The organism is Cupriavidus sp. GW823-FHT07B10, assembly GCF_058794355.1.
This window is the reverse complement of the sequence record NZ_JBXAGS010000005.1, coordinates 44,942-64,030: the sequence shown is the minus strand read 5'-3', so window position 1 is coordinate 64,030 and position 19,089 is coordinate 44,942. Positions and strand designations below refer to the sequence as shown.

At 67.8% G+C, this 19,089-nt stretch carries 21 protein-coding genes; 9 read left to right on the top strand and 12 right to left on the bottom strand.

Features of this window, described 5'->3' with window-relative positions:
- Positions 1-30: 30 nt before the first annotated feature.
- The 3 genes from AC1Q6V_RS12685 to AC1Q6V_RS12675 form a co-directional block, all read right to left on the bottom strand.
- Complete coding sequence (locus AC1Q6V_RS12685; RefSeq protein ID WP_011617096.1) at positions 31-795, bottom strand: SDR family oxidoreductase; 765 nt, start codon at positions 793-795, stop codon at positions 31-33.
- A gap of 205 nt (positions 796-1,000) precedes the next feature.
- Positions 1,001-1,867 carry an arylamine N-acetyltransferase family protein gene (locus tag AC1Q6V_RS12680; protein ID WP_011617097.1) on the bottom strand — a complete coding sequence of 289 codons (867 nt, stop codon included), beginning with the start codon at positions 1,865-1,867 and terminating at the stop codon, positions 1,001-1,003.
- A 27-nt stretch (positions 1,868-1,894) separates the two neighbouring features.
- Positions 1,895-2,647, bottom strand: a complete 753-nt coding sequence (locus tag AC1Q6V_RS12675) for a Crp/Fnr family transcriptional regulator (RefSeq protein WP_058697089.1) — start codon at positions 2,645-2,647, stop codon at positions 1,895-1,897.
- 215 nt (positions 2,648-2,862) lie between these two features.
- Here AC1Q6V_RS12675 and AC1Q6V_RS12670 point away from each other — a divergent pair, with 215 nt between their 5' ends.
- Positions 2,863-3,360 (top strand): Mpo1 family 2-hydroxy fatty acid dioxygenase, encoded by a 498-nt coding sequence (locus AC1Q6V_RS12670; protein WP_010809411.1) that lies wholly within the window; start codon positions 2,863-2,865, stop codon positions 3,358-3,360.
- Here AC1Q6V_RS12670 and AC1Q6V_RS12665 read toward each other — a convergent pair whose 3' ends face one another.
- From AC1Q6V_RS12665 to AC1Q6V_RS12655, 3 genes are read right to left on the bottom strand one after another with little or no spacing between them, the layout of a single operon-like run.
- Entirely contained in the window at positions 3,361-4,701 is a 1,341-nt protein-coding gene (locus AC1Q6V_RS12665; protein ID WP_454749466.1) for a sensor histidine kinase, read from the bottom strand.
- Entirely contained in the window at positions 4,702-5,376 is a 675-nt protein-coding gene (locus AC1Q6V_RS12660; RefSeq protein ID WP_439669994.1) for a response regulator transcription factor, read from the bottom strand.
- Between the two features lie 16 nt (positions 5,377-5,392).
- Positions 5,393-5,743 carry a PepSY domain-containing protein gene (locus tag AC1Q6V_RS12655; protein WP_010809408.1) on the bottom strand — a complete coding sequence of 117 codons (351 nt, stop codon included), beginning with the start codon at positions 5,741-5,743 and terminating at the stop codon, positions 5,393-5,395.
- A 349-nt stretch (positions 5,744-6,092) separates the two neighbouring features.
- Between AC1Q6V_RS12655 and AC1Q6V_RS12650 the strand changes: the two genes are divergently transcribed.
- Entirely contained in the window at positions 6,093-6,551 is a 459-nt protein-coding gene (locus tag AC1Q6V_RS12650) for an HU family DNA-binding protein (protein ID WP_010809407.1), read from the top strand.
- A gap of 129 nt (positions 6,552-6,680) precedes the next feature.
- Complete coding sequence (locus tag AC1Q6V_RS12645; RefSeq protein WP_454749465.1) at positions 6,681-7,667, top strand: alpha/beta hydrolase fold domain-containing protein; 987 nt, start codon at positions 6,681-6,683, stop codon at positions 7,665-7,667.
- A 225-nt stretch (positions 7,668-7,892) separates the two neighbouring features.
- Here AC1Q6V_RS12645 and AC1Q6V_RS12640 read toward each other — a convergent pair whose 3' ends face one another.
- The 3 genes from AC1Q6V_RS12640 to AC1Q6V_RS12630 all read right to left on the bottom strand — a co-directional run bounded on the left by AC1Q6V_RS12640 (position 7,893) and on the right by AC1Q6V_RS12630 (position 10,801).
- Positions 7,893-8,261, bottom strand: a complete 369-nt coding sequence (locus tag AC1Q6V_RS12640; RefSeq protein ID WP_010809405.1) for a 5-carboxymethyl-2-hydroxymuconate Delta-isomerase — start codon at positions 8,259-8,261, stop codon at positions 7,893-7,895.
- 123 nt (positions 8,262-8,384) lie between these two features.
- Positions 8,385-8,981 (bottom strand): HAD domain-containing protein, encoded by a 597-nt coding sequence (locus tag AC1Q6V_RS12635; protein ID WP_454749464.1) that lies wholly within the window; start codon positions 8,979-8,981, stop codon positions 8,385-8,387.
- 191 nt (positions 8,982-9,172) lie between these two features.
- A complete protein-coding gene (locus tag AC1Q6V_RS12630; RefSeq protein ID WP_010809403.1) occupies positions 9,173-10,801 on the bottom strand; it encodes a methyl-accepting chemotaxis protein in 1,629 nt (542 codons plus the stop codon).
- 230 nt (positions 10,802-11,031) lie between these two features.
- On the opposite strand from AC1Q6V_RS12630, the gene AC1Q6V_RS12625 reads away from it, so the two are divergent.
- Positions 11,032-12,879: a phosphodiesterase gene (locus AC1Q6V_RS12625; protein ID WP_454749463.1), complete on the top strand. Its 1,848-nt coding sequence runs from the start codon at positions 11,032-11,034 to the stop codon at positions 12,877-12,879.
- Here AC1Q6V_RS12625 and AC1Q6V_RS12620 read toward each other — a convergent pair.
- Entirely contained in the window at positions 12,876-13,631 is a 756-nt protein-coding gene (locus tag AC1Q6V_RS12620) for a response regulator transcription factor (RefSeq protein ID WP_439672699.1), read from the bottom strand. The two genes, AC1Q6V_RS12625 and AC1Q6V_RS12620, sit on opposite strands and share 4 nt — an antisense overlap.
- A 2-nt stretch (positions 13,632-13,633) precedes the next feature.
- On the opposite strand from AC1Q6V_RS12620, the gene AC1Q6V_RS12615 reads away from it, so the two are divergent.
- The 5 genes from AC1Q6V_RS12615 (at position 13,634) to AC1Q6V_RS12595 (ending at position 17,166) form a co-directional block, all read left to right on the top strand.
- Positions 13,634-13,843, top strand: a complete 210-nt coding sequence (locus tag AC1Q6V_RS12615; RefSeq protein WP_136227860.1) for a hypothetical protein — start codon at positions 13,634-13,636, stop codon at positions 13,841-13,843.
- Positions 13,844-14,068: 225 nt separating this feature from the next.
- A complete protein-coding gene (gene cls, locus AC1Q6V_RS12610; protein ID WP_010809400.1) occupies positions 14,069-15,505 on the top strand; it encodes a cardiolipin synthase in 1,437 nt (478 codons plus the stop codon).
- A 129-nt stretch (positions 15,506-15,634) separates the two neighbouring features.
- A complete protein-coding gene (locus tag AC1Q6V_RS12605) occupies positions 15,635-16,279 on the top strand; it encodes a TetR/AcrR family transcriptional regulator (protein WP_010809399.1) in 645 nt (214 codons plus the stop codon).
- 315 nt (positions 16,280-16,594) lie between these two features.
- Positions 16,595-16,906, top strand: a complete 312-nt coding sequence (locus tag AC1Q6V_RS12600; RefSeq protein ID WP_011617106.1) for a hypothetical protein — start codon at positions 16,595-16,597, stop codon at positions 16,904-16,906.
- Between the two features lie 77 nt (positions 16,907-16,983).
- Positions 16,984-17,166 carry a hypothetical protein gene (locus tag AC1Q6V_RS12595; RefSeq protein WP_010809397.1) on the top strand — a complete coding sequence of 61 codons (183 nt, stop codon included), beginning with the start codon at positions 16,984-16,986 and terminating at the stop codon, positions 17,164-17,166.
- A gap of 52 nt (positions 17,167-17,218) precedes the next feature.
- Here AC1Q6V_RS12595 and AC1Q6V_RS12590 read toward each other — a convergent pair whose 3' ends face one another.
- Positions 17,219-17,644 carry a hypothetical protein gene (locus AC1Q6V_RS12590; RefSeq protein ID WP_035823937.1) on the bottom strand — a complete coding sequence of 142 codons (426 nt, stop codon included), beginning with the start codon at positions 17,642-17,644 and terminating at the stop codon, positions 17,219-17,221.
- A 246-nt stretch (positions 17,645-17,890) separates the two neighbouring features.
- A complete protein-coding gene (locus AC1Q6V_RS12585) occupies positions 17,891-19,018 on the bottom strand; it encodes a site-specific integrase (protein ID WP_454749462.1) in 1,128 nt (375 codons plus the stop codon).
- Positions 19,019-19,089 lie beyond the last annotated feature (71 nt).

The following is a 19,089-nucleotide window of genomic DNA, read 5'->3' as shown; positions in this document are numbered from 1 at the left end:
GCCGGCACCCGCAACGCTGGGGTCAGACGCTCAGATGGTCACGCCGCCGTCCACGACCAGCGCCTGGCCGGTCATGAAGGTGCTGGCCGCCGACGCCAGGTAGACCGCCGCCCCGGCAATCTCGACGGGTTCGCCGATGCGGCGCAGCGGCGCGCCCTGGGTGGACTGCTTGTAGCGCTCGGGATCTTCCCACAGCGCGCGCGCAAAGTCGGTCTTGATCAGCCCTGGCGCGATGCAGTTCACGCGCACGTTGTGCGGCCCGAACTCTACGGCGAGGTTGCGCGCCAGCTGGAAGTCGGCGGCCTTGGAGATGTTGTACACGCCGATGGTGGGCGAGCCGCGCAGGCCGCCGATCGACGACACGATGATGATCGAGCCGTCCTTGCGGTCGATCATCTGCGGGGCCACCATCTGGATCAGCCAGTGGTTGGAGATGACGTTGTTGTCCAGCACCTTGCGGAACTGGTCGTCCGACACGCCGCTCATGGGCCCGTAGTACGGGTTGGACGCGGCATTGCAGACCAGCACGTCGATCTTGCCGAAGGCGCGGTTGGTCTCGTCGACCAGGCGCTGCAGGTCGTCCTTTGAAGAAATATTGGCAGGGACCGCGATCGCGGTGCCGGCGCCGTGGCGGGCGTTGATGGCATCCACCACTTCCTGGCAGGCCTCGATCTTGCGCGAAGAAATGACCACCTTGGCGCCCTGGACGGCCATCTGCTCGGCGATGGCGCGGCCAATCCCGCGCGAGGAGCCGGTGACGATGGCAACCTTGCCCGTCAGATCAAACAATGACATGGAGTCTCCTGTATGGCTGCGCCGGCGTCAGGGGCCGGCTTTGTCCTGGCGACGCGCCCGCAGGCAGCATCGCCGGGACATTATGGTGGCGCCGCTGGCCCCAGTCCACAGGCCCGGGTGCCGTGCGCCGGCCATATCAGGATTCTTTCTGCGGGCAATGCGCGCCGTGCATGGCAGGCATGCTGCACAGCAGAATAATGGCGCCTCAGGTGCCGGAGGATGCCGTTGCGGGCGCCAGCAGCGCTGGCAGGGCGTCGGCCAGGCCACGCCGCAGCTCATCGTCCAGCAGCACGCCAAAGCGATCCGACAAGGCCTGCACCACGGCCTCGGGCGAGGCCAGCCGGGTTCGGCGCACGGTGCCGTCAGCTGCGCGCTCGGCCAGCTCGCCGTCGGCCAGCGTCACGCGGGTGCCGCCGTCGGTGCGCGCGGCCATCAGCCGCTGCAGGAATACGCTGTCAGGGTGCGTCGATACATACCAGTTGCGCGGCACGAAATCGATCCACGGCTGCGGTGTCAGGTCGAAGCGGTAGACCTTGATCCAGCCGGCATCGCCGCGCGCCTCCAGGTCGTAGCTGTGGAACGCGGTGGCGGAGGTCTGCGGCGGCGAAGGCGCCAGACGGTAGGGGAAGCTGTCATCGGCCGGCTCGGACAGCGGCATCGCCCTGTATGGCGTGGGGCCGCCGAAGCCGACATCGGCGAGGTAGCTGCGATGCGCCACCTCCACCCGCAGCAGCATGTGCGAGGTCGCGGTCGGCACGTCGTCGGGAACGCCCCAGCGCACGCGCGCGGCCAGCGGCGTCACAACGTAGCCGAGCGCGCTCAGCCCGGCCGCAAGCAGGGTATTGAGTTCAAAGCAGTAGCCGCCACGACGGCGCGCGACGAGCTTGTCGAAGACCGCATCCAGCTCGATCCGTACTGGCCGTCGCAGCAGCGGATCGACGTTTTCGAACGGAATGCTGGCCAGGTGCGCGGCCAGTACGATATCCAGCGCTTCCAGCGTGGGCGAGGGCGGGGCGGCGATGCCGAGGCGCGCGAGCCAGGCATCCTGTTGGGGTGCGTCCAGGGTCATCATGGTGTGCGGGGCTCCGGTGCGATGCGTTCAGTTGAGCGCTTCCAGCGCCGGCAGGTCAAGCAGTTCGATGCCGCCATACTCCAGCCGCAGCAGCCCGCGCGCTTCCAGTTCGCGCAGCGCGTGGTTCACGGTCTGGCGCGACAGGCCCAGCATCTGCGCCAGCTGCTCCTGCGGGATGCGCACGCGCTGCGTGGCCTGGACCTGCGGCAGGTTGCCGTAGCCATGTGCGATCGCGGCCAGGCGCCGGGCAATGCGGGCCGCCGGCGGCAGCAACTGCGCTTCCTCGACATAGTTGAAGGCCTGGCGCGTCTTGGCTGCCAGCAATTGCCCGAAGGCCTGCCACCATGCCGGCTGCTGCGCCAGGCGCTGCTCCAGGCTGGAGCGCGTCACATGCCACAGTGTCGTGGCGCTGACCGCGCGCGCGTCGTGGGTGCGCGGCAGGCCGTCGAACAGGCAGATCTCGCCGAACCAGGTGCCGGGTTCCAGCAGCCCGAGCAACGCCGCCTTGCCCGATTCGCCGCTGGCGTGGATCTGCATGGTGCCGCTGGCGACACAATACAGGCCGTCGAAACGGTCGCCGCGGGCAAAGAGCGTCTCGCCGGCCACCAGCCGGCGCAGGCTGCCATCATCGAGCAGTGCCTGGCGCAGTGCGGGCGGCAACTGGCTGAACCAGGCGCCGGCACGTACGGCAGCAAGCGCATCGTCGCGCGGCGGCACCGTGCCGGGCAGTTTGCCGGCGAATTGCGGTTGAGGGCGTTGCGGCGGGCTCGCCAGTCCCATGCCGGTCTCCTTTCATATGGGGTTGTGCCGGGTGTCAGCAGGGACACACAAGGGCACGCTGCGACGGTCCGGACTGTCAAAAACCTGACAGACCAGACTGTGCGCGCCCACTACTATAAATCCACATCCCGCCCGCCGCGCAGCAGCAGGCGGCAGCGTCCGGCCGCCCTTGCGGCGCGGCACGCGCACGCCTGCGCATACAAGGAGATACCCCCGTGAAAACCCTGATCGAACACCTGGCCAACTACGCCGCCTACCATCGCGACCCGCGCAACGTCTTTACGCACTTCATTGGCATTCCGATGATCGTGCTGGCAGTGACGACGCTGCTGGCGCGCCCGGCGCTGCCGCTGGGCGACGGCTCTGCCTACCTGACGCCGGCGATGCTGCTGTACATCCTGTCGTGCCTGTTCTACCTGCGCCTGTCGCTGGTGTTCGGGGTGGCGATGGCGGTCATCCTGGCGTTCTTCCTCTATGCCGGCGCCCACATTGCGGCGATGCCCACCGCCTGGTGGCTTGCCATCGGCCTTGGCCTGTTCGTGGTGGGATGGGTGATCCAGTTCATCGGCCACTATTACGAGGGGCGCAAGCCGGCCTTCGTCGACGACCTGGTCGGCCTGCTGATCGGTCCGCTGTTCCTGGTGGCGGAAACCGCCTTTGCGCTGGGGCTGGCACGCGGCACGCGCGAGGCCATGGCCGCCCGCGCGCACTGATCAGGGCAGCCCCGCCGGCAGCCGCAGCCGCGCCGCCAGCCCGCCCAGCGGGCTCGATGCCAGCGCCAGGCTGCCGTCGTACATCGCGGCGATTTCCGTCACGATCGCCAGGCCCAGCCCGCTGCCGGCAGCGGCCTCGTCGAGCCGGCCAAAGCGGGCGGTGGCGAGTGCCTGCGCCTCCGGCGGCATGCCCGGGCCGTCGTCCTCGACCAGTATTTCGAGCTCGCCATCCGCTTCCTGCAGCGTGACGCGCACGCGCGTGCGCGCCCACTGGCAGGCATTGTCGAGCAGGTTGCCGAGTATTTCGACCAGGTCTTGCCGGTCGCCGGCAAAGTGCCCGGCGCCTTCAACCGTCAGCGTCAGCGCGCGCTCAGCGTGCAGCCGCGCCAGTGCTCGGGTCAGCGCCCGCACCGGCGCGCCGGCATCGATACGCTGGCCGCGCGCCGCCGCGGCGCCCGCGGCGCGGGCGCGTGCCAGATGGCGGTCGACCTGCCGGCGCATCGCTTCGACCTGCGCCGCCACGGCTTGCGCCGGCGCCCCCGGCAGCGCCGCGGCCTCGTTGGCGAGCACTGCCAGTGGCGTCTTGACCGCGTGCGCCAGGTCCGCCGCCTGCCGGCGCGAGCGTTCCAGCGCCTGAGTGTTGCGTGCCAGCAGGGCATTGATCTCGGCCACCAGGGGTTCGACTTCGGTGGGCCAGTTGCCGCCCAGGCGTGCCTCGCGCCGCGCCTGCATCGTGCCCAGCGCGCGCCGCAGCCGCGCCAGCGGCGCCAGCCCAAACTTCACCTGCGCCGCAACCGCCAGCATCAGCCCCAGTCCCAGCGCCGTCAGCGACCACGCCAGCGTCCGGTTGAAGCTGCGGCGCGCGGCACGCAGCTCGGTCCGGTCCAGTGCCACCGAGATCTCTACCGGGGTATCCGCGGACGGCAGCACCAGTTGCCGCGACACCACCAGCAACGACTGGTTGCCGGGGCCCGGGCGCACGTCGGCCTGGGCGCCGGCAAGGCGGCGCTCCACCGTCACCGGCATTTCCGTATCCCACAGCGAGCGCGAGCGCAGCAGCGCGCCCGGCGCGCGCGCCTGCCAGTAGGTGCCGGAGTAGGGCAGCTCGTAGCGGGGATCGGCGGGGGTACGGGTGAGGACCAGCTTGCCGTCGGCGCTCCAGTCCAGCGCCGCGGCCAGGCCCGCCAACTGGTGGTCGAGCTGGCGCACATAGGTGTTGTTGACGTGGCGCTCGAACAGCGTCGCCAGCAGCCAGCCGCTGGCGCCCAGCGCCGCTGCCAGCCAGACCGCCGCCACTGCCAGCAGGCGCAGCGCAAGGGATCGGCGCAGGCGGGCCGGCATCTAGGGCTGCGGTGGCGACGGCGGCCGCATGCGGTAGCCCTGGCCGCGCACGGTCTCGATGACATCCACGCCAAGCTTGCGGCGCAGCCGCCCGACGAAGACCTCGATGGTGTTGCTGTCGCGGTCGAAGTCCTGGGCATAGATATGCTCGGTCAGCGCGGTCTTGCTGACGATGGCGCCGGGATGGTGCATCAGGTAGTCCAGCACGCGGAATTCATGCGAGGTCAGTGCCACCGGCGTGCCGTCGACGGTGACCTTGCCTGCGCGCGGATTCATCCGCACCGGGCCGCATTGCAGCTCCGGCGCCGGCATGCCGTGCGCGCGCCGGATCAGCGCGCGGATGCGCGCGAGCAGCTCTTCCATGCGGAATGGCTTGGCCAGGTAGTCGTCGGCGCCGGCATCGATGCCTTCGACCTTCTCGGTCCAGCTGTCGCGCGCGGTCAGGATCAGCACCGGCACGCTGACCTGCGCGGCGCGCCAGCGGCGCAGCACCGAAAGGCCGTCCAGCCGCGGCAGGCCCAGGTCCAGGATGACGGCGTCGTAGGGCTCCTGCTCGCCCAGGTGGCAGGCATCCAGGCCGTCCGCGGCCACGTCGACGGCATAGCCGGCGTCGGCCAGGCTGGCACGGACCTGGGCGGCGAGGGCGGCTTCGTCTTCGACCAGCAAGATGCGCATCGGGGTTTCCTGTCGGTCAGGGTTTGCGGCGGGCGTTTTCCAGCCCACGCCCCTTCGCCTTGAGCAGGGCGGCCGTGCGTGCATCGTACTCGAGCTTGGCCACCGAACCGCCCGGCAACAACAGCTTGACCTCGTATTGCCAGATGCCGTCGTCGCGGTCCAGCTCAACGCCGATGACGTCGCCCTCGTACTGGCGCGATACCGTTTCCAGGATGCGCGACAGCGGCAGGATTTCGCCGGACTGCACGGCCGCGCGGGCGCGGTCGGCGTCCTTGTCGGCGTGCGCGGCCGGCATCGCCGCCAGCGCCAGCAGCGCCGCAGCGACCAGCACGCCGGGGCGCAGGAGGGCCGGGAAGTTGAACTTCATGGCCCGGAGTTTGCCTCAGATTGCCTGAATGCGGGCTGAACGGAACCCTCGTGACCAGGCAGCAAACGGTAGCGCCGCAGCACGCGCATCGCTGCGCGCACAGGCACCGAAGAGCCTGCCGCGAACGCCAAAACGGGGGTACGTAGGCCGTATTCGCGTTTCCACTGAGGCAAAGCCGCGACAAAACCCGGGGTTTTCACGGGGTTTTACGTTTCGAATGCACGAAAACCCCTTGACTTACGGTACTTTCCGCTATGATTCAGTGGGCGTCGAGCAGACGATTGCGCAACGCTGAGAAGCAATGCGAAACACCTGCCGACACCCATCTGTTCAACTTACGAATATCGATATGGCGACCAAAGCGAAACCGACCGCGAAGACTGCAACCAAGCCCGCTGCCAAGAAGGCCGCGGCAACCAAGGCACCCGTGAAGGCTGCCGCCAAGAAGGCCACGCCGGCCAAGAAGGCTGCTCCCGCCGCTGCGCCCGTTGCGCGCCCGCTGAAGGACACCTTCAACAAGTCGAGCCTGGTCGCTCACCTGGTAGCCCAGACCCAACTGGAAGCCAAGGCCGTGAAGACGGTGCTGGCCCACCTGGAAACCACCATCATCGGCGCGCTGAACAAGAAGGGCGCTGGCGAGTTCACGCTGCCCGGCCTGCTGAAGGTCACGGCGCAGCAAGTGCCGGCCAAGAAGAAGCGTTTCGGCAAGGACCCGTTCACCGGTGAAGAGCGTTGGTTCCCGGCCAAGCCGGCCAGCGTCAAGGTCAAGGTCCGTCCGCTGAAGAAGCTGAAGGACGCCGCAGCCTGATCTGCGCCACGTTGTTCTGACAAAAAAGGAGCCGCTTGCCGGCTCCTTTTTTTATGCGCGAGCGCAATACGTGCCGCGCGTTCCTGCATTTCCAGCCGCCGGCGACAGACCGGCGCGGGAGGAGACACGATGCCAAGTCTGCAAAGCCAGCTGTGGCGGCTTGCCTTGCGCCTGGTCCGCCGCAAGCGGCGGTTTGCCAGCGCCCAGGCGCTCCATGATGAAATCCGGCGGCGCCGTATCGTCGGACGCGCCTATCCGTCCCGGCGCCTGCGTGCGCGGCATGCGGTCAGCGAGGAGCGGATCGCTGGAATGGAGGTCTACACCGTGCGGCCCAGGGGCGGGCCTGCGCACGGTAAATCCCGCCATATCCTTTACCTGCACGGCGGCGGCTATGTCTTCGACATCGTCAGCCAGCACTGGGATTTCATCGGCAAGCTGGTGGACGCGCTTGGCTGCGCGGTGACGGTGCCGGTCTATCCGCTGGCGCCTGAACATACCCACCGCGACGTGTTCGCGGCCATGGTGCCGCTGTGGCAGGTGCTGCAGCAGCGCTATCCGGGCGCAGACCTGACCGTCATGGGCGATTCCGCTGGCGGCGGCATGGCACTGGCGCTGGCACAGGTGCTGCGCGACAGCGGCCAGCCGCTGCCGCGGCGGCTGGTGTTGCTGTCGCCGTTCCTGGATGCCACCGGCGACAATCCCGGCATCGATGCCCTGGAGCCGTTCGACCCGATGCTGTCACGCCCCGGGGGCATTGAATGCGGGCGCGTCTATGCCGGCGCGGATCCGGTCACCCTGCCGCAGGTCAGTCCCATGCACGGCGTGTTGCGCGGGTTGCCGCCCACCACGTTGTTTATCGGCACCCATGACATCCTGCTGCCCGACTGCAGGAAGTTCCGCCAGATGGCCGACGAGCAGGGCCTGCCGCTTCGGTATCACGAGGGCGAGGGAATGTTCCACGTCTGGATGCTGCTGCCGATGCCGGAAGCGGACGCGGCGTTTGCCGAGATTGTGCGGTCAGTGCTTGCCGACGACGCGCACGGCACGGAGGGTAGGGACGGGCTGGCGCCTGTGCGCACTGCCGTTGCCCCGCAGGAGGTGACCGACCCGGGTTGATGCCGGCCGCCCGGTGATTCACGCCAGGCTGGCCGCAACCGGATCCGACTGGAGCAAGTTTAACCTGCGTCAAATGGACAGGACGGGCGCCCCCCTAGAATCGGTCAGGTCATGGGTGCGGGGGCGCTCCCCATGACAGAGCTTCCGGAGTCTTCCTGAAGCTTCCGCCCGCGGCCGCAATGGCTGCGGGTTTTTTATTTGGCGGCCACCATCCGGTCCGCAAACTCAGGCCACCACCTGCTTGGCATAGGTTGCCCGCGCCATCTCGCAGACCTCTACCGACACCTGCACGTCCTGGCCGGTGCCGGAGCCGGCGCGCACGGCTTCGGCGATCACGTCGCAGACGGCCTGCGCCAGCGCCTGGCGCACGGCGGTGTCGCGGCCGTCCAGGATCGACAGGCGCGCGTGGACAAAGGCCCGCTCGACCGCGTCCACGCCCTGGCGGTAAGTCGACAGCGTGACGCAGCGCGACTTGATGTCCGCCTCCTGGAACTGTCCGGAGGCCAGCAGGGCGGCATTGGCTTCATCCAGCAACTCTTCCTGCGAGCAGTTCAGGCGGGTGTTTTCGGTGAGTTCGATGACGAGGTGAGGCATGGCGGCGTCCTGACTGTGTTCCGGTGAAACCGAGCATGATACGGGATCGGGGGCGCGTGGCGGGCGCACCAATGCAGACGGGGCGCTTTATGGCGCCCCGTCGGGATGTGCTGCTGGTGCGGATCAGGCGGGGACGGGCGTGCGCTCGCGTGCCGGTGCCAGTGCGCCGCCAAAGCGGGCCGGATTTTCCCGGGCGAGCTGCTGCAGCTGGGCCAGCTTGGCCTTCAGGCCGGTATCCAGTTTCGGTGCAGGCATCACCGTGGACGGGCAGGCCACGCCCAGGATGCCGAGCGCCTGCTGGAAGTTCTCCAGGGTCAGCCCGGCAGCCGGGTCAACGGTGACGAGATGCTCGCGCAAGGCCTCGGGCATCGACTCCGGGGCGGCGCAGGAAATGATCACGTAGTGAACCGGCTTGGCGCCCTGGGCGAAATAAGCTTCGATCTCCGCACCATGGCCGCCTGCGGCCGGCGGGGTCATGGCTTCGACCTGCAGGTCCAGCTGCTGCAGGATTGCCGCGGGCGTGCCGCGGCGCCAGGCGTCGGACACCACCACGCGGGCGCCGGCCACGCCGAACAACCTGCGTACGAACCCCAGCGCGACAGGATCAAAGAACCGGACGTCGCGCAGCGTGCCCGAATCCGGAATGCCGCCGAGGCGGGTGCGGGAGCGGTCGGAATACAGGACGCCGGGTACGTCCAGCATGATGAGTCGTTCAGCCATGGTTTCCTGTGCGGGTGACAGTTCAGTTGGTGTGAACCAAGATTACTCGCCACGGGCAGGCTGACACGTAACCGGCGCGGGTTCAGTTGAAACAGATCTGTAACTTTATCGGGGTAGACGTAAATGCCGGTTACGTCGCCATGACAAATGTTTCGCCCAGACACATCTGCCCGTTACAAAGATGACACGCACTAGAAGCGGAAGCGGGCCACATCGTCGGCCAGTGCCGCTGCGTGCTGGTCCAGCCGGGCTGCCTGGCTGGCCAGCTCATCGACCAGCGCCGCGTTCTGCTGGGCGGTCTGGCGCAGCTGCGATACGGATTGCCCGGCGGCCTGCACGCTGCCGGCCTGCTCGTCGGCAAGCGTGCGCAAGGCCTCGGACAGCGCATGGCTGTGCCCGACGGTAGCCGCGATGCGGTCCATCGCCGCCACCACGCTGGCGCTCAGGCGCGCGCCTTGCTCGATCTCGTGTGTAGCGGTGCTGACGATGCCGCCGATCTCGCGCGCCGCATCGGCGCTGCGCTGGGCCAGCGCGCGCACTTCTTGCGCGACCACCGCGAAGCCGCGGCCGGCGGGGCCGGCGCGGGCCGCTTCCACCGCGGCATTCAGCGCCAGTATATTGGTCTGGAAGGCGATCCCCTGGATCACGCCGACGATCTCGGCGATATGGCGCGAGTGGCCGTGCAGCGTATCCATCGCGCCGCGCATCTGCTGCACCACGGCAGCGCCGGCATCGGTGGCGGCGCGTGCCTGGCTGGCCATCTGGCTCGATTCGGTGGCCTGGGCGTGCGCGTCGGCCACGCGTGCTGCCAGTGCCTGCATGCTGCCGGTGGTGGCATCGAGCGCGCTGGCCTGCCGCTGGGTGCGCGCCGACAAGGCGTGGTTGTCTTCGGCGATCTGCTGGCCGGCCGCGGTGATCTCCTGGGCGCTGGCCTGAATACGGGCCAGTACGCCGGCAAGCTGGTCGCGCATGCCGGCCACGTGGTGCAGCATGCTGCTATGGTCCGACGGGCGCAGGGTGATAGTGGCGGTCAGGTCGCCGGCGGCTATGCGGCGAGCGATCTCGGCGGCGTCGCGCGGCTCGCCGCCAAGTTCGGCACGCAGGCTGCGCGCAGCGATCCACGCCAGCGCGGCGGCCGCCAGCAGGCTGGCGCCGAGCAGGGCGGCCATCCATGCCTGCGCGCGCAGCTGGCTGGCCGCCACGCTGGCCACCGTGGCGGCGGCCTTTTGTTCCTGCTGCTGGCGCACGGCTTCCACTTGCCGGCTGAGGGATTGCAGCTGTTCAGTAACGAAGTGGCCGTCGACCGAGACCGCGCTGTCGAATTGCAGCGAGTCCAGCGGCTGCTTGCGCAGCAGCGCCACGTAGGCCTGCACCAGCTCGCCGGTGCGCTGGCGTTCGCGCAGCAGCGGCGCGGCCTGTGCTGCGGCGGCCTGGCGTACGCCGGCCAGCGCAGCATCGAGCTGCGACAGGCCGAGCGCGACGTCGGCGGCGGCATCGTCGCGCTCGGTGCTGCTGGTGGCCATGGTCAACGCCAGCTGGGCACGGCCGAGGGTGGCCAGTGCCGACTGCGCGCGCTCGGCCGAGATGGCACCGTGCATGTCGTGCTGGTACAGGGTGTCGGTGCGCGCCTTGATCGAGACCAGGTTGGCGATCCCGGTCAACCCGACCGCGGCACCGAACAGGTACACCAGGGCAAAGGCAGCGCACAGGCGTGCCACCAGCGGCAGGCGGCCCAGTCGTGCGGAAAGCCGCGCGAACAGCCGCGCGGGGGCAGCTGCCCGGCTGCGGCCGGGCAGGTGTGTCTTGATGACTTGCACCACGGAGAAGACTCCAAACGGGCGTGCTGGCTCCTGAAGGATGCACGGCCCGGGCTTGACCCGAATTGCCGCGCGCGCTGTCCTCTGTCCGGGACGGTCGCAGGCGGCGCACGGATGGTCGATCATCAACGTGACGCCGGCGTGACATGGAATGAGGATTTTTGTCATCACGCTGTCATATCCATGTCATGCAATGTCGCTCGCCCTCTTGCCCCATCCCCGGATTTCCCGCCATGACAGGCCTGCCTGCCGCCACGCCTTTGCTCGACCGCGCACCTGTCGCATCTGGTACCCCCATCGCCGCAGCACTTGCGCATGCGCGGCTGCCGCAGCTGCATGCGGTATTCCAGCCGATCGTGCAGGCGGACAATGCCGAGATCCTCGGCTACGAGGCGCTGATCCGGGGGCCGGCGGGCTCGCCCTGGGCGAGCCCGGACGCGTTGTTCCGGCTGGCGCAGGGCGTTGCCGCGACCATGGCGCTGGAGATCCACGCGGCGCGCACCGCGCTGGCCGCCTGGCGCAGCCTGGACCTGCCCGGCAAGCTGTTCCTCAATTTCAGCCCCATGACGTTGCGGCACCTGCTGGCCGAGCGCGGGCGGCTGATGGCGGCGCTGCTGGAGGCCGGTATTGCGCCGTCGCGCCTGGTGATCGAAATCACCGAACAGACCCCGATCGGCGATGCTGCCAGCTTTGCCCAGGCGATGGCGGTGCTGCGCGAGCTTGGCATGCAGTACGCGCTGGATGATTTCGGCACCGGGCATGCCAACCTCGACCTGCTTGCGCACCTGTCGCCGCAGTTCGTCAAGATCGACAAATCGCTGGTGCGGGGCATTGCGTCCTGTTCGCGGCGGCTGGAGATCCTGCGCGCGCTGCTGCGCGTGATGAGCGCCTTTGGCGGGCGCGTGATCGCCGAAGGCGTCGAGGACGAAGACGAGCTCGCCGTGATCCGCGACCTGGGCGTGGCCGGCGCCCAGGGCTACTACGTGGGCCGGCCCTTGTTGCGGCCGGCCGCGCAGGCGCCGCAGCACGTGCACCAGGCGTTGGCTTCGCGGCATATCGCCGTGTTTCCGCAAATGGTGCGCTCAGGCTGGTCGGGCATCACCGCCGGGCGCCTGCTGCGGCCTGCGCCGACGGTGTCGCCTGCCACCAGCAACGATGCGGTGCTGCGCGTCTTCCAGGACCAGCCCGACCTGCAGGCCGTGGCCGTCGTCAATGACGAAGGCCGGCCGCTGGCGATCATCAGCCGCCAGGCTTTCATCGACCGCTACGCGGCGCCATTCCATCGCGAGCTGTATGGCAAGAAGGCCTGCATCGCCATGGCCAACCGCGAGCCGGCCTGCTTTGACCATCGCGCCAGCCTGGAGGAGATGGCGCAGATCCTGTCCGGCGAGAACACGCGCTCGCTTGCCGATGGTTTCGTGATTACCGAACAGGGCCGCTATATCGGCCTGGGCACCGGCGCTGATCTGATCCGGGCCATCACCGAAGTGCGCATGGAGGCGGCGCGATACGCCAATCCGCTGACCTTCCTGCCCGGCAATATCCCGCTGAACCAGCATATCGAGCGCCTGATCGAAGCCGCCAGCGAGTTCCGCGCCTGCTATGTCGACCTGAACCACTTCAAGCCCTTCAACGACAAATATGGCTACTGGAAGGGCGATGAAATGCTCAAGGGCGCGGCCGCCATCCTGGCCGAGGCCTGTGATCCCGCACGCGATTTTCTCGGCCATGTGGGCGGCGACGACTTCCTGGTGCTGTACCAGAGCAGCGACTGGGCCGCGCGCCTGCAAGCTGCGATCCGGCGCTTCAACGACGCGGCGCGCGTCATGTATTCGCCCGCCGATCGCAACGCCGGCGGCATGCATGGCGAAGACCGCCACGGGCGGCCGGTCTTCTTTGCGCCAGTGTCGATGGCGGTTGGCGTGGTGTGCGTGAGCGGCGAGGGCGTGGCGGGCCTGCAGCGGCTGGGCAGCCAGCATATCGGCGCCGCCGCGGCGGCGGCCAAGCGCGAGGCCAAGCGCTCGGCAACCGGCATGGCCGTGCTGGATTTCCTGTCGCTGGCCGCGACGCTGTCGGTCTAGCGGTCCGGCTGCCTGCGTCTGGTGAGCCGGCGGTCCGCCGCGGGCAGCCTGGGCGCTGCGCCCCCTTCCAGTACGTCGAGCCGGTAGCCGTGCGCGTAGACGACAGTGATGACGATGCCGTTGGCGATGCCGATGCGCAGGGTCTTGCGCAGGCGCGACATCAGTCCCGCCAGTGCCCGCGACAGCGGCGCCAGTTCATGCCGCCACACCGCCTGCTGGATGCGGTCGCTGGACAGGACCCTGCCGACATTGGAAAACAACAGCATGGCCAGGTCGAATTCCTTCGGCGTCATTTCGATGCGCTCGTCGTGCAGCGTGGCAAAGCGGCCCACGCTGTTGAGCTGGTAGGGGCCGACGCGCACTACCAGGCCCTGGCGCAGGCGCTCGCCGGTCACCCGGCGGCGCAGCGCCGTGATGCGTGCCATGAGCACGCGCACATTGAGCGGGCGGCACACGTAGTCATCAGCGCCGGCGTCGAGTGCATCGATGAGGCCGTCCTCACTGCTGTCGGCCGCAAGCATGATGATGGGCACATCGCGTGAGCGCGCACAGCGCACGGCACGGATAACGTCGATGGCCGGCAGGTCTGGCAGTTCATCATCGATCAGCAGCATGTCGAACGGTACCTGGCTAACACCGTGGATCAGGTCGCGGCCCGTTTCAAACACGTTGCAACGATAACCGGAACGTGCCAGCAGTTCCGGCACCGGCCGGAGTTGGGGCGACTTGCCCATGAGCAGCGCAATATTCATCGATGGCGAAATACGAGAGCCGTGGCAGGGACGGCCGGACCGCGGCAGGGCTGGAGCCGGACAGCGATGGAACGAAGGCAGGCACCAGGCGCGCACGCACGCAGCACTACCGTTCGCAAGCAGCAAGCGTACAAAAAGTGTGGTCCACAGGACAATCGGACATTTCTGAAATTTCTGCTGTTTTTTTGATGGCGCTCGCGTTGTTGGCGTGAGGGGGCGTATGTCGGCGGCGCCGATGGCGATATGGAAAGTTGTCCACAGCTCCTGTGGACAAGCCAGGGCGCAGTGGCCGGACTGCGGCCTGGCACCGTGATGCTGTCGGCGTGCCAAAAAAGAAGGCAGCGCGCGGGCACTATGGGCGCCGTGCTGTCAACATTCGGGCAGGGTGTGCCAAAATAGCGCGCATCGCGTTCCGGTCCGGGGACTCAAGCCCACCGATGCTGCAGAGCCCGAGTGTCATCGCCATCATCGTCCTGTGCTTTCACGTCGTCGGCGTGGTGGCTGCCCTGCATGCCGTCATGACGGTGCGCACCGCGCCCGGCGCGATCGCGTGGGCGGGGTCGCTGCTGATGATGCCGTACTTCACGCTGGTGCCCTACCTGATCTTCGGGCGCAGCACCTTCGCCGGCTACGTCGACGCCCGGCGCTTCAATGACGACCACCTGCGCGAGCTGCGCCACGGCATGACCCCGCGCGAGCGCGAGGCGCGCAGCGCCTGCGTGGTCCATGCGCCGGCGCAGGCCTGCATGCGTGCGCTACCCCGGCTGACCGGCATGCCGTGCCTGGCCAACAATGACGTGCGCTTGCTGGTCAACGGCGAGCAGACCTTCGAGGCGATCTTTGCCGCGATCGCGCGGGCCAGCCAGGTGCTGATCGTGCAGTTCTTCATCGTGCATGACGATGCGCTGGGCCAGCGCCTGCAGGCGCTGCTGTGCGAGCGCGCGCGGGCCGGCGTCAAGGTGTACTTCCTGTTCGATCGCATCGGCTGCCACGCGCTGCCGCGCCGCTACGTGCGCACGCTGGCCGAGGCCGGCGTCGATGCGCGGGCGTTCTCCACGCACCGCGGCTTTGTCAACCGGTTTCAGCTCAATTTTCGCAACCATCGCAAGCTGGTGATCGTCGATGGCAGCGAGGCCTTTGTCGGTGGCCACAACGTCGGCGTCGAATACCTGGGCGAACGCCCGCCACTGGCGCCGTGGCGCGACACCCATATTGCACTGCGCGGCAGCGCCGTGCTGGACCTGCAGATGGCCTTTGCCGAAGACTGGTTCTGGGCCGCGCGCGAGGTGCCGCACCTGCTGATGCCGCCGCCAGAAGCGGGCGGGCGCATGACCTGCCAGGTGGTGCCGTCAGGCCCTGCCGACGCGCAGGAGACCTGTTCGCTGTTCTTTGTCGAGGCCATCCAGGCGGCGCGCCACCGGCTGTGGATCACGTCGCCGTATTTCGTGCCCGACGAGGCGGTGTTTGCGGTGCTGCGGCTGGCCGTGCTGCGCGGCGTGGATGTGCGCATCCTGATTCCGGCGCGGCCCGATCACCTGGTGGTCTATGCCGCCTCCACTATCTATGCGTACCAGGCCGTGTCCGCGGGCATCAAGCTGTATCGCTACCAGCCCGGCTTCCTGCACCAGAAGGTCATCCTGATCGACGACGAAGCCGCGGCGGTCGGCACCGCCAACCTGGACAACCGCTCGTTCCGGCTCAACTTCGAGCTGATGGTGATGACTGCCGACAAGGGCTTTGCCGCGAGCGTGGCCACCATGCTCGAAGCCGACTTCGCCCAGGCCCGGCGCGTCGGGCTGAACGAGTTCCTCGATGCGCCGGCGCCGCTGCGCGTGGCGATGCACGTCGCCAAGCTGTTTGCGCCCATCCTCTGAAGCCCGCGTTCCGGTCCGCTGGTTCCTGCAATTCTCAATGCAACAGACTTGTTGCGGCCTGATTGTGTACACTGTTCACTATAAGCGTATGCACATCATGAACCGTTATCCATATTCAAGGGGAGCCGCATGACCCGGGCTGTCCCCGCGCCTCCGGCGCGCGCCACCTACCGCCACGGCGACCTGCGCCGCGCGCTGCTGGACGCAGGCATCGACCTGGCACGCGAGGGTGGCCCCGACGCCATCGTGCTGCGCGAGGCCACACGCCGTGCCGGCGTGGTGCCCAATGCCGCGTACCGGCACTTCGCCAGCCGGCAGGACCTGCTGCAGGCAGTGCGGGCCTCGGCCTTGTCGTCGCTTGCCATTGCTATGGAGGGTGAAATCGGCGGGCTGCGCCCGGGCCGTGGAGCCGCCGCGCATGCGCGTGCCTGCCTGCGTGCGGTCGGCACCGGCTACCTGCGCTTTGCGCTGGCCGAGACCGGACTGTTCCGCACCGCGTTTTCGGTGCCGGATGAAGTGGAAGATGATGCCGATCCGGCCAAGGCAGGCAACAGCGGTCTCAATCCGTTCCAGCTGCTGGGCGCGGCGCTGGACAAGCTGGTGGAAGCCGGCGTGCTGCCGCCCGAGCGCCGGCCGGGTGCGGAGTACCTGGCGTGGTCGGCCGTGCATGGCCTGGCCGTCCTGCTGATCGACGGCCCGCTGCGCAGCCGCGCCAAGGAGCAGGCAGAGATCCTCGGGCAGCGCCTGCTCGACATGGTCGAGAAGGGCCTCTAGCGCCTGCAGCAGGATCACGGCGAAAAAAATGCCACGATGGCCAGAAACCATCGTGGCAGTGTAAGGAACCAGGAAGGGGGTCAACCTGGCTCTGTCGGGGCACCCGCGGGCCGGGTGCAAGAGGACTGTATTCCGTTGCTTCTCAGCTGAATATCGGACATTTCTTAAATATCGCCCTGAATTGTCTCGATCTACGCAGGTCGATTGCCGCGCGCTATCAGGGCGCGTCCGCATTTCGAGGAATTGCGCGGCCTGCAGAACAGTCTAACTTGCTGTCAGGCAGCCGAACGCCGGCGCCACGGTGAGGAGCGGATCATGCGATATGGATTGGGAGCGGCCCTCTGCGTGGCAGTGCTGGCTGGCTGCGTCGCCTATCCCTATGCTGGCGACTCTTACTACCCTGCTTATCCGGCTTATCCGGTTTCCTCTGCCTACTATGACGGTTACCCGGCGCCGGCGTACTACCCGTACTACCGTCCTTGGCCGGGCTACGGTGGTTTCTACGGCAGCTTTACCTATATCCACGGCGGCAGCTACGGCAGGCATGGCGGGCATCACTGGCATGGCGGTGGTGGCCGTGGGCACGGTGGCTGGCATGGGGGCGGGCGCGGCGGCAGGGGGCGATGAGCCTGCGTCGCCGTGATGGCAATGCGGCCTGCACGGGATTACCATCGGCTCATGGATGCCAACGGAGCCCCATCGCCATGACCAAGCCCGCAACGCAGAAGCACCAGACGCCAGCCTCCCGTGAACAACAGCGCAAGGATGAACTGATCGAGCGCGAACTGGACGAGGGGCTGAAAGAGACATTCCCGGCGAGCGACCCGGTGGCAGTCGATACCCATGCGCCGCGCAAACCCACGCCGGAACCGAAACCGGCGAAGTAGGCGGACAGGCTATGCCGCGGCGCGCGCAACGCGCCCCGCGCGATCCGGCGTGCTATGGCAACTGGCGCAGCTGCCCGATCACCGACATCAGCCGTCCGTGCGCCACGATGACGCCGGACTCGTCCTGCAGGGCTTCCTGGTAACGCTTGCGAAAGGCCGGGTCAGAACCGTCGCTGAACAGTCTTTCCGCTGCGCGTCCGACTGCACGGCAGGTTTCGTCGTGGTGTTCCTTGGCCTCCAGCTCTTCGTCGATCTCGATGATCAGGCGCGACAGCGGGTCAAGCCAGCGGAAGTAGTTGTCTTCAGTCACCAGTTGCACAAACAGGCCTGCAGGAATCGGGCCGTTCAGGCGCTCATACTGGGTTCTGTCATAGCCGATGACTTCCTTGTGAACCTGCAGCAAGGCAGCCCGCAGGGCTTTCAGCCCCGAGCGCCGGGTTTCCTGGGTGGCGAGGAATTGTTCGTTGGGCATCCCCATCTCCGCGTTTCTACTTGTTCCGGTCCAGGCAGGCGGTGCGCAATTGCATCCCATGGGTCGCCGCTGCACATCGTGCCAGTGGCGATTGCCTGCTGGATTCTCCGGGCGCGGCCGGCCATGCCTGGCACTGTGCGGCGCGCTGCCAGTATAGGCACGCCCCGCAGCCCGAGCCAGCGCTGCCAGCTAGCGAAATACCCGTATTTGCGCCGGCTGCGCGGCATGATTGGCGCCAGTTGCAAGCCGCCCTCAGTCGCCTTCGGCGGATTGCGACGCTTGCGCCAGCAGGTCGGCAGCACGCGAGCGCCGCGCGTCCGCGGCGCGGAAGTAACGTACAACCGTCGACACGCTTGCGTGGCCGGTCATGGCCATGGTCTCGGCCAGCGGCACCTGTTGCGCAGCAGCCTCGGTAACGAAGCCCGAGCGCAGTGAATGCGCTGAGTAGTCGCCCTCCAGTCCCGCCAATGCGCAGCGCGTCTTGACGATGCGGCTGACCGCCGCATCGGACAAACCTTCTCCCACATGCCCGCCGCGGCGGATGCGGCGAAACAGCGGCCCGCTGCTGATGCCGGCGGCAGCAAGCCATGCCTCCAGCGCCTGGCCGGCGGCACCGGTTACGGGCTTGGCGGTATCGGCGCGCTCGTTGCCTGACTGGTTGGTCTTGGACCAGCCCAGTGCATAGACGAAATCACCGGGGCCAAGCCGGGTGAGGTGGCCGAGGGTCGCGCGCGCGACTTCAGAGCGGCGGCGCCCGCCACTGGCCCATGCAAACAGCAGCAGCGCGCGGTCGCGCAGGCCGCGCAGCGAGTCATCACAGGTATCGAGCAGGCGCAGCAGCGGATCGCGGGTCAGCGCCGCCTTGCGCGCCTGACGCTGTCCGCGGCGCGCATAGGCGCGCCGGATGCCGGCCATCAGTTCGCGCACCGCAGCTTCGGCGCAAGGGTTGGGCAAGGCCTGCAGGCGATGGGCCTTGGCCAGTACCGCCAGCCGGTGCGTCAGCGTGGACAGCGCGGGCGGGCCGGGTCGTGCCTTGTATCCGTCAGCGACCAGCGCCTGGTCGATGGCCGCGGGCATCTCGCAGACAGGACCTTGCGGCGTCTGTCGCGTGGCGTGGTCGACGATGAACTGGATGACGACGGCAGGCGCGAGCGGGAGCTGCACAGGTTGCCGGTAGCGCAGGGCATACCAGGCAGACCAGTAGCGCAGTGCGGACCGGTAGCTTGCCACCGTGTTTTGGGATTCGCCTTCGCGGCGCAAGGCATTGGCCGCTTGCTCGGCAAGGGGATCCAGTTCGGACGGGCGAAGCGGCGCCGGTAGTTCGACATCGGATGCAATCGGTGGAAAGTAGGCTTCGTGGGCTTCTCGGATTTTTATCATATTAAATATGATGTATGCTGTAATGTATCATATGAATAGGACAGATAACAGTCGATAAGTCTCCATTATCG

Bases quoted from the DNA above. Each gene is read 5' to 3' on its own strand.
- AC1Q6V_RS12625 (WP_454749463.1), top strand. From the start codon at position 11,032: ATGACAGGCCTGCCTGCCGCCACGCCTTTGCTCGACCGCGCACCTGTC.
- AC1Q6V_RS12660 (WP_439669994.1), bottom strand. From the start codon at position 5,376: ATGCGCATCTTGCTGGTCGAAGACGAAGCCGCCCTCGCCGCCCAGGTC.
- AC1Q6V_RS12600 (WP_011617106.1), top strand. From the start codon at position 16,595: ATGCGATATGGATTGGGAGCGGCCCTCTGCGTGGCAGTGCTGGCTGGC.
- AC1Q6V_RS12640 (WP_010809405.1), bottom strand. From the start codon at position 8,261: ATGCCTCACCTCGTCATCGAACTCACCGAAAACACCCGCCTGAACTGC.
- AC1Q6V_RS12585 (WP_454749462.1), bottom strand. From the start codon at position 19,018: ATGATAAAAATCCGAGAAGCCCACGAAGCCTACTTTCCACCGATTGCA.
- cls (WP_010809400.1), top strand. From the start codon at position 14,069: ATGCTGCAGAGCCCGAGTGTCATCGCCATCATCGTCCTGTGCTTTCAC.
- AC1Q6V_RS12680 (WP_011617097.1), bottom strand. From the start codon at position 1,867: ATGATGACCCTGGACGCACCCCAACAGGATGCCTGGCTCGCGCGCCTC.
- AC1Q6V_RS12595 (WP_010809397.1), top strand. From the start codon at position 16,984: ATGACCAAGCCCGCAACGCAGAAGCACCAGACGCCAGCCTCCCGTGAA.
- AC1Q6V_RS12605 (WP_010809399.1), top strand. From the start codon at position 15,635: ATGACCCGGGCTGTCCCCGCGCCTCCGGCGCGCGCCACCTACCGCCAC.
- AC1Q6V_RS12650 (WP_010809407.1), top strand. From the start codon at position 6,093: ATGGCGACCAAAGCGAAACCGACCGCGAAGACTGCAACCAAGCCCGCT.
- AC1Q6V_RS12685 (WP_011617096.1), bottom strand. From the start codon at position 795: ATGTCATTGTTTGATCTGACGGGCAAGGTTGCCATCGTCACCGGCTCC.
- AC1Q6V_RS12615 (WP_136227860.1), top strand. From the start codon at position 13,634: ATGGCGAAATACGAGAGCCGTGGCAGGGACGGCCGGACCGCGGCAGGG.
- AC1Q6V_RS12620 (WP_439672699.1), bottom strand. From the start codon at position 13,631: ATGAATATTGCGCTGCTCATGGGCAAGTCGCCCCAACTCCGGCCGGTG.
- AC1Q6V_RS12635 (WP_454749464.1), bottom strand. From the start codon at position 8,981: ATGGCTGAACGACTCATCATGCTGGACGTACCCGGCGTCCTGTATTCC.
- AC1Q6V_RS12590 (WP_035823937.1), bottom strand. From the start codon at position 17,644: ATGGGGATGCCCAACGAACAATTCCTCGCCACCCAGGAAACCCGGCGC.
- AC1Q6V_RS12675 (WP_058697089.1), bottom strand. From the start codon at position 2,647: ATGGGACTGGCGAGCCCGCCGCAACGCCCTCAACCGCAATTCGCCGGC.
- AC1Q6V_RS12645 (WP_454749465.1), top strand. From the start codon at position 6,681: ATGCCAAGTCTGCAAAGCCAGCTGTGGCGGCTTGCCTTGCGCCTGGTC.
- AC1Q6V_RS12655 (WP_010809408.1), bottom strand. From the start codon at position 5,743: ATGAAGTTCAACTTCCCGGCCCTCCTGCGCCCCGGCGTGCTGGTCGCT.
- AC1Q6V_RS12665 (WP_454749466.1), bottom strand. From the start codon at position 4,701: ATGCCGGCCCGCCTGCGCCGATCCCTTGCGCTGCGCCTGCTGGCAGTG.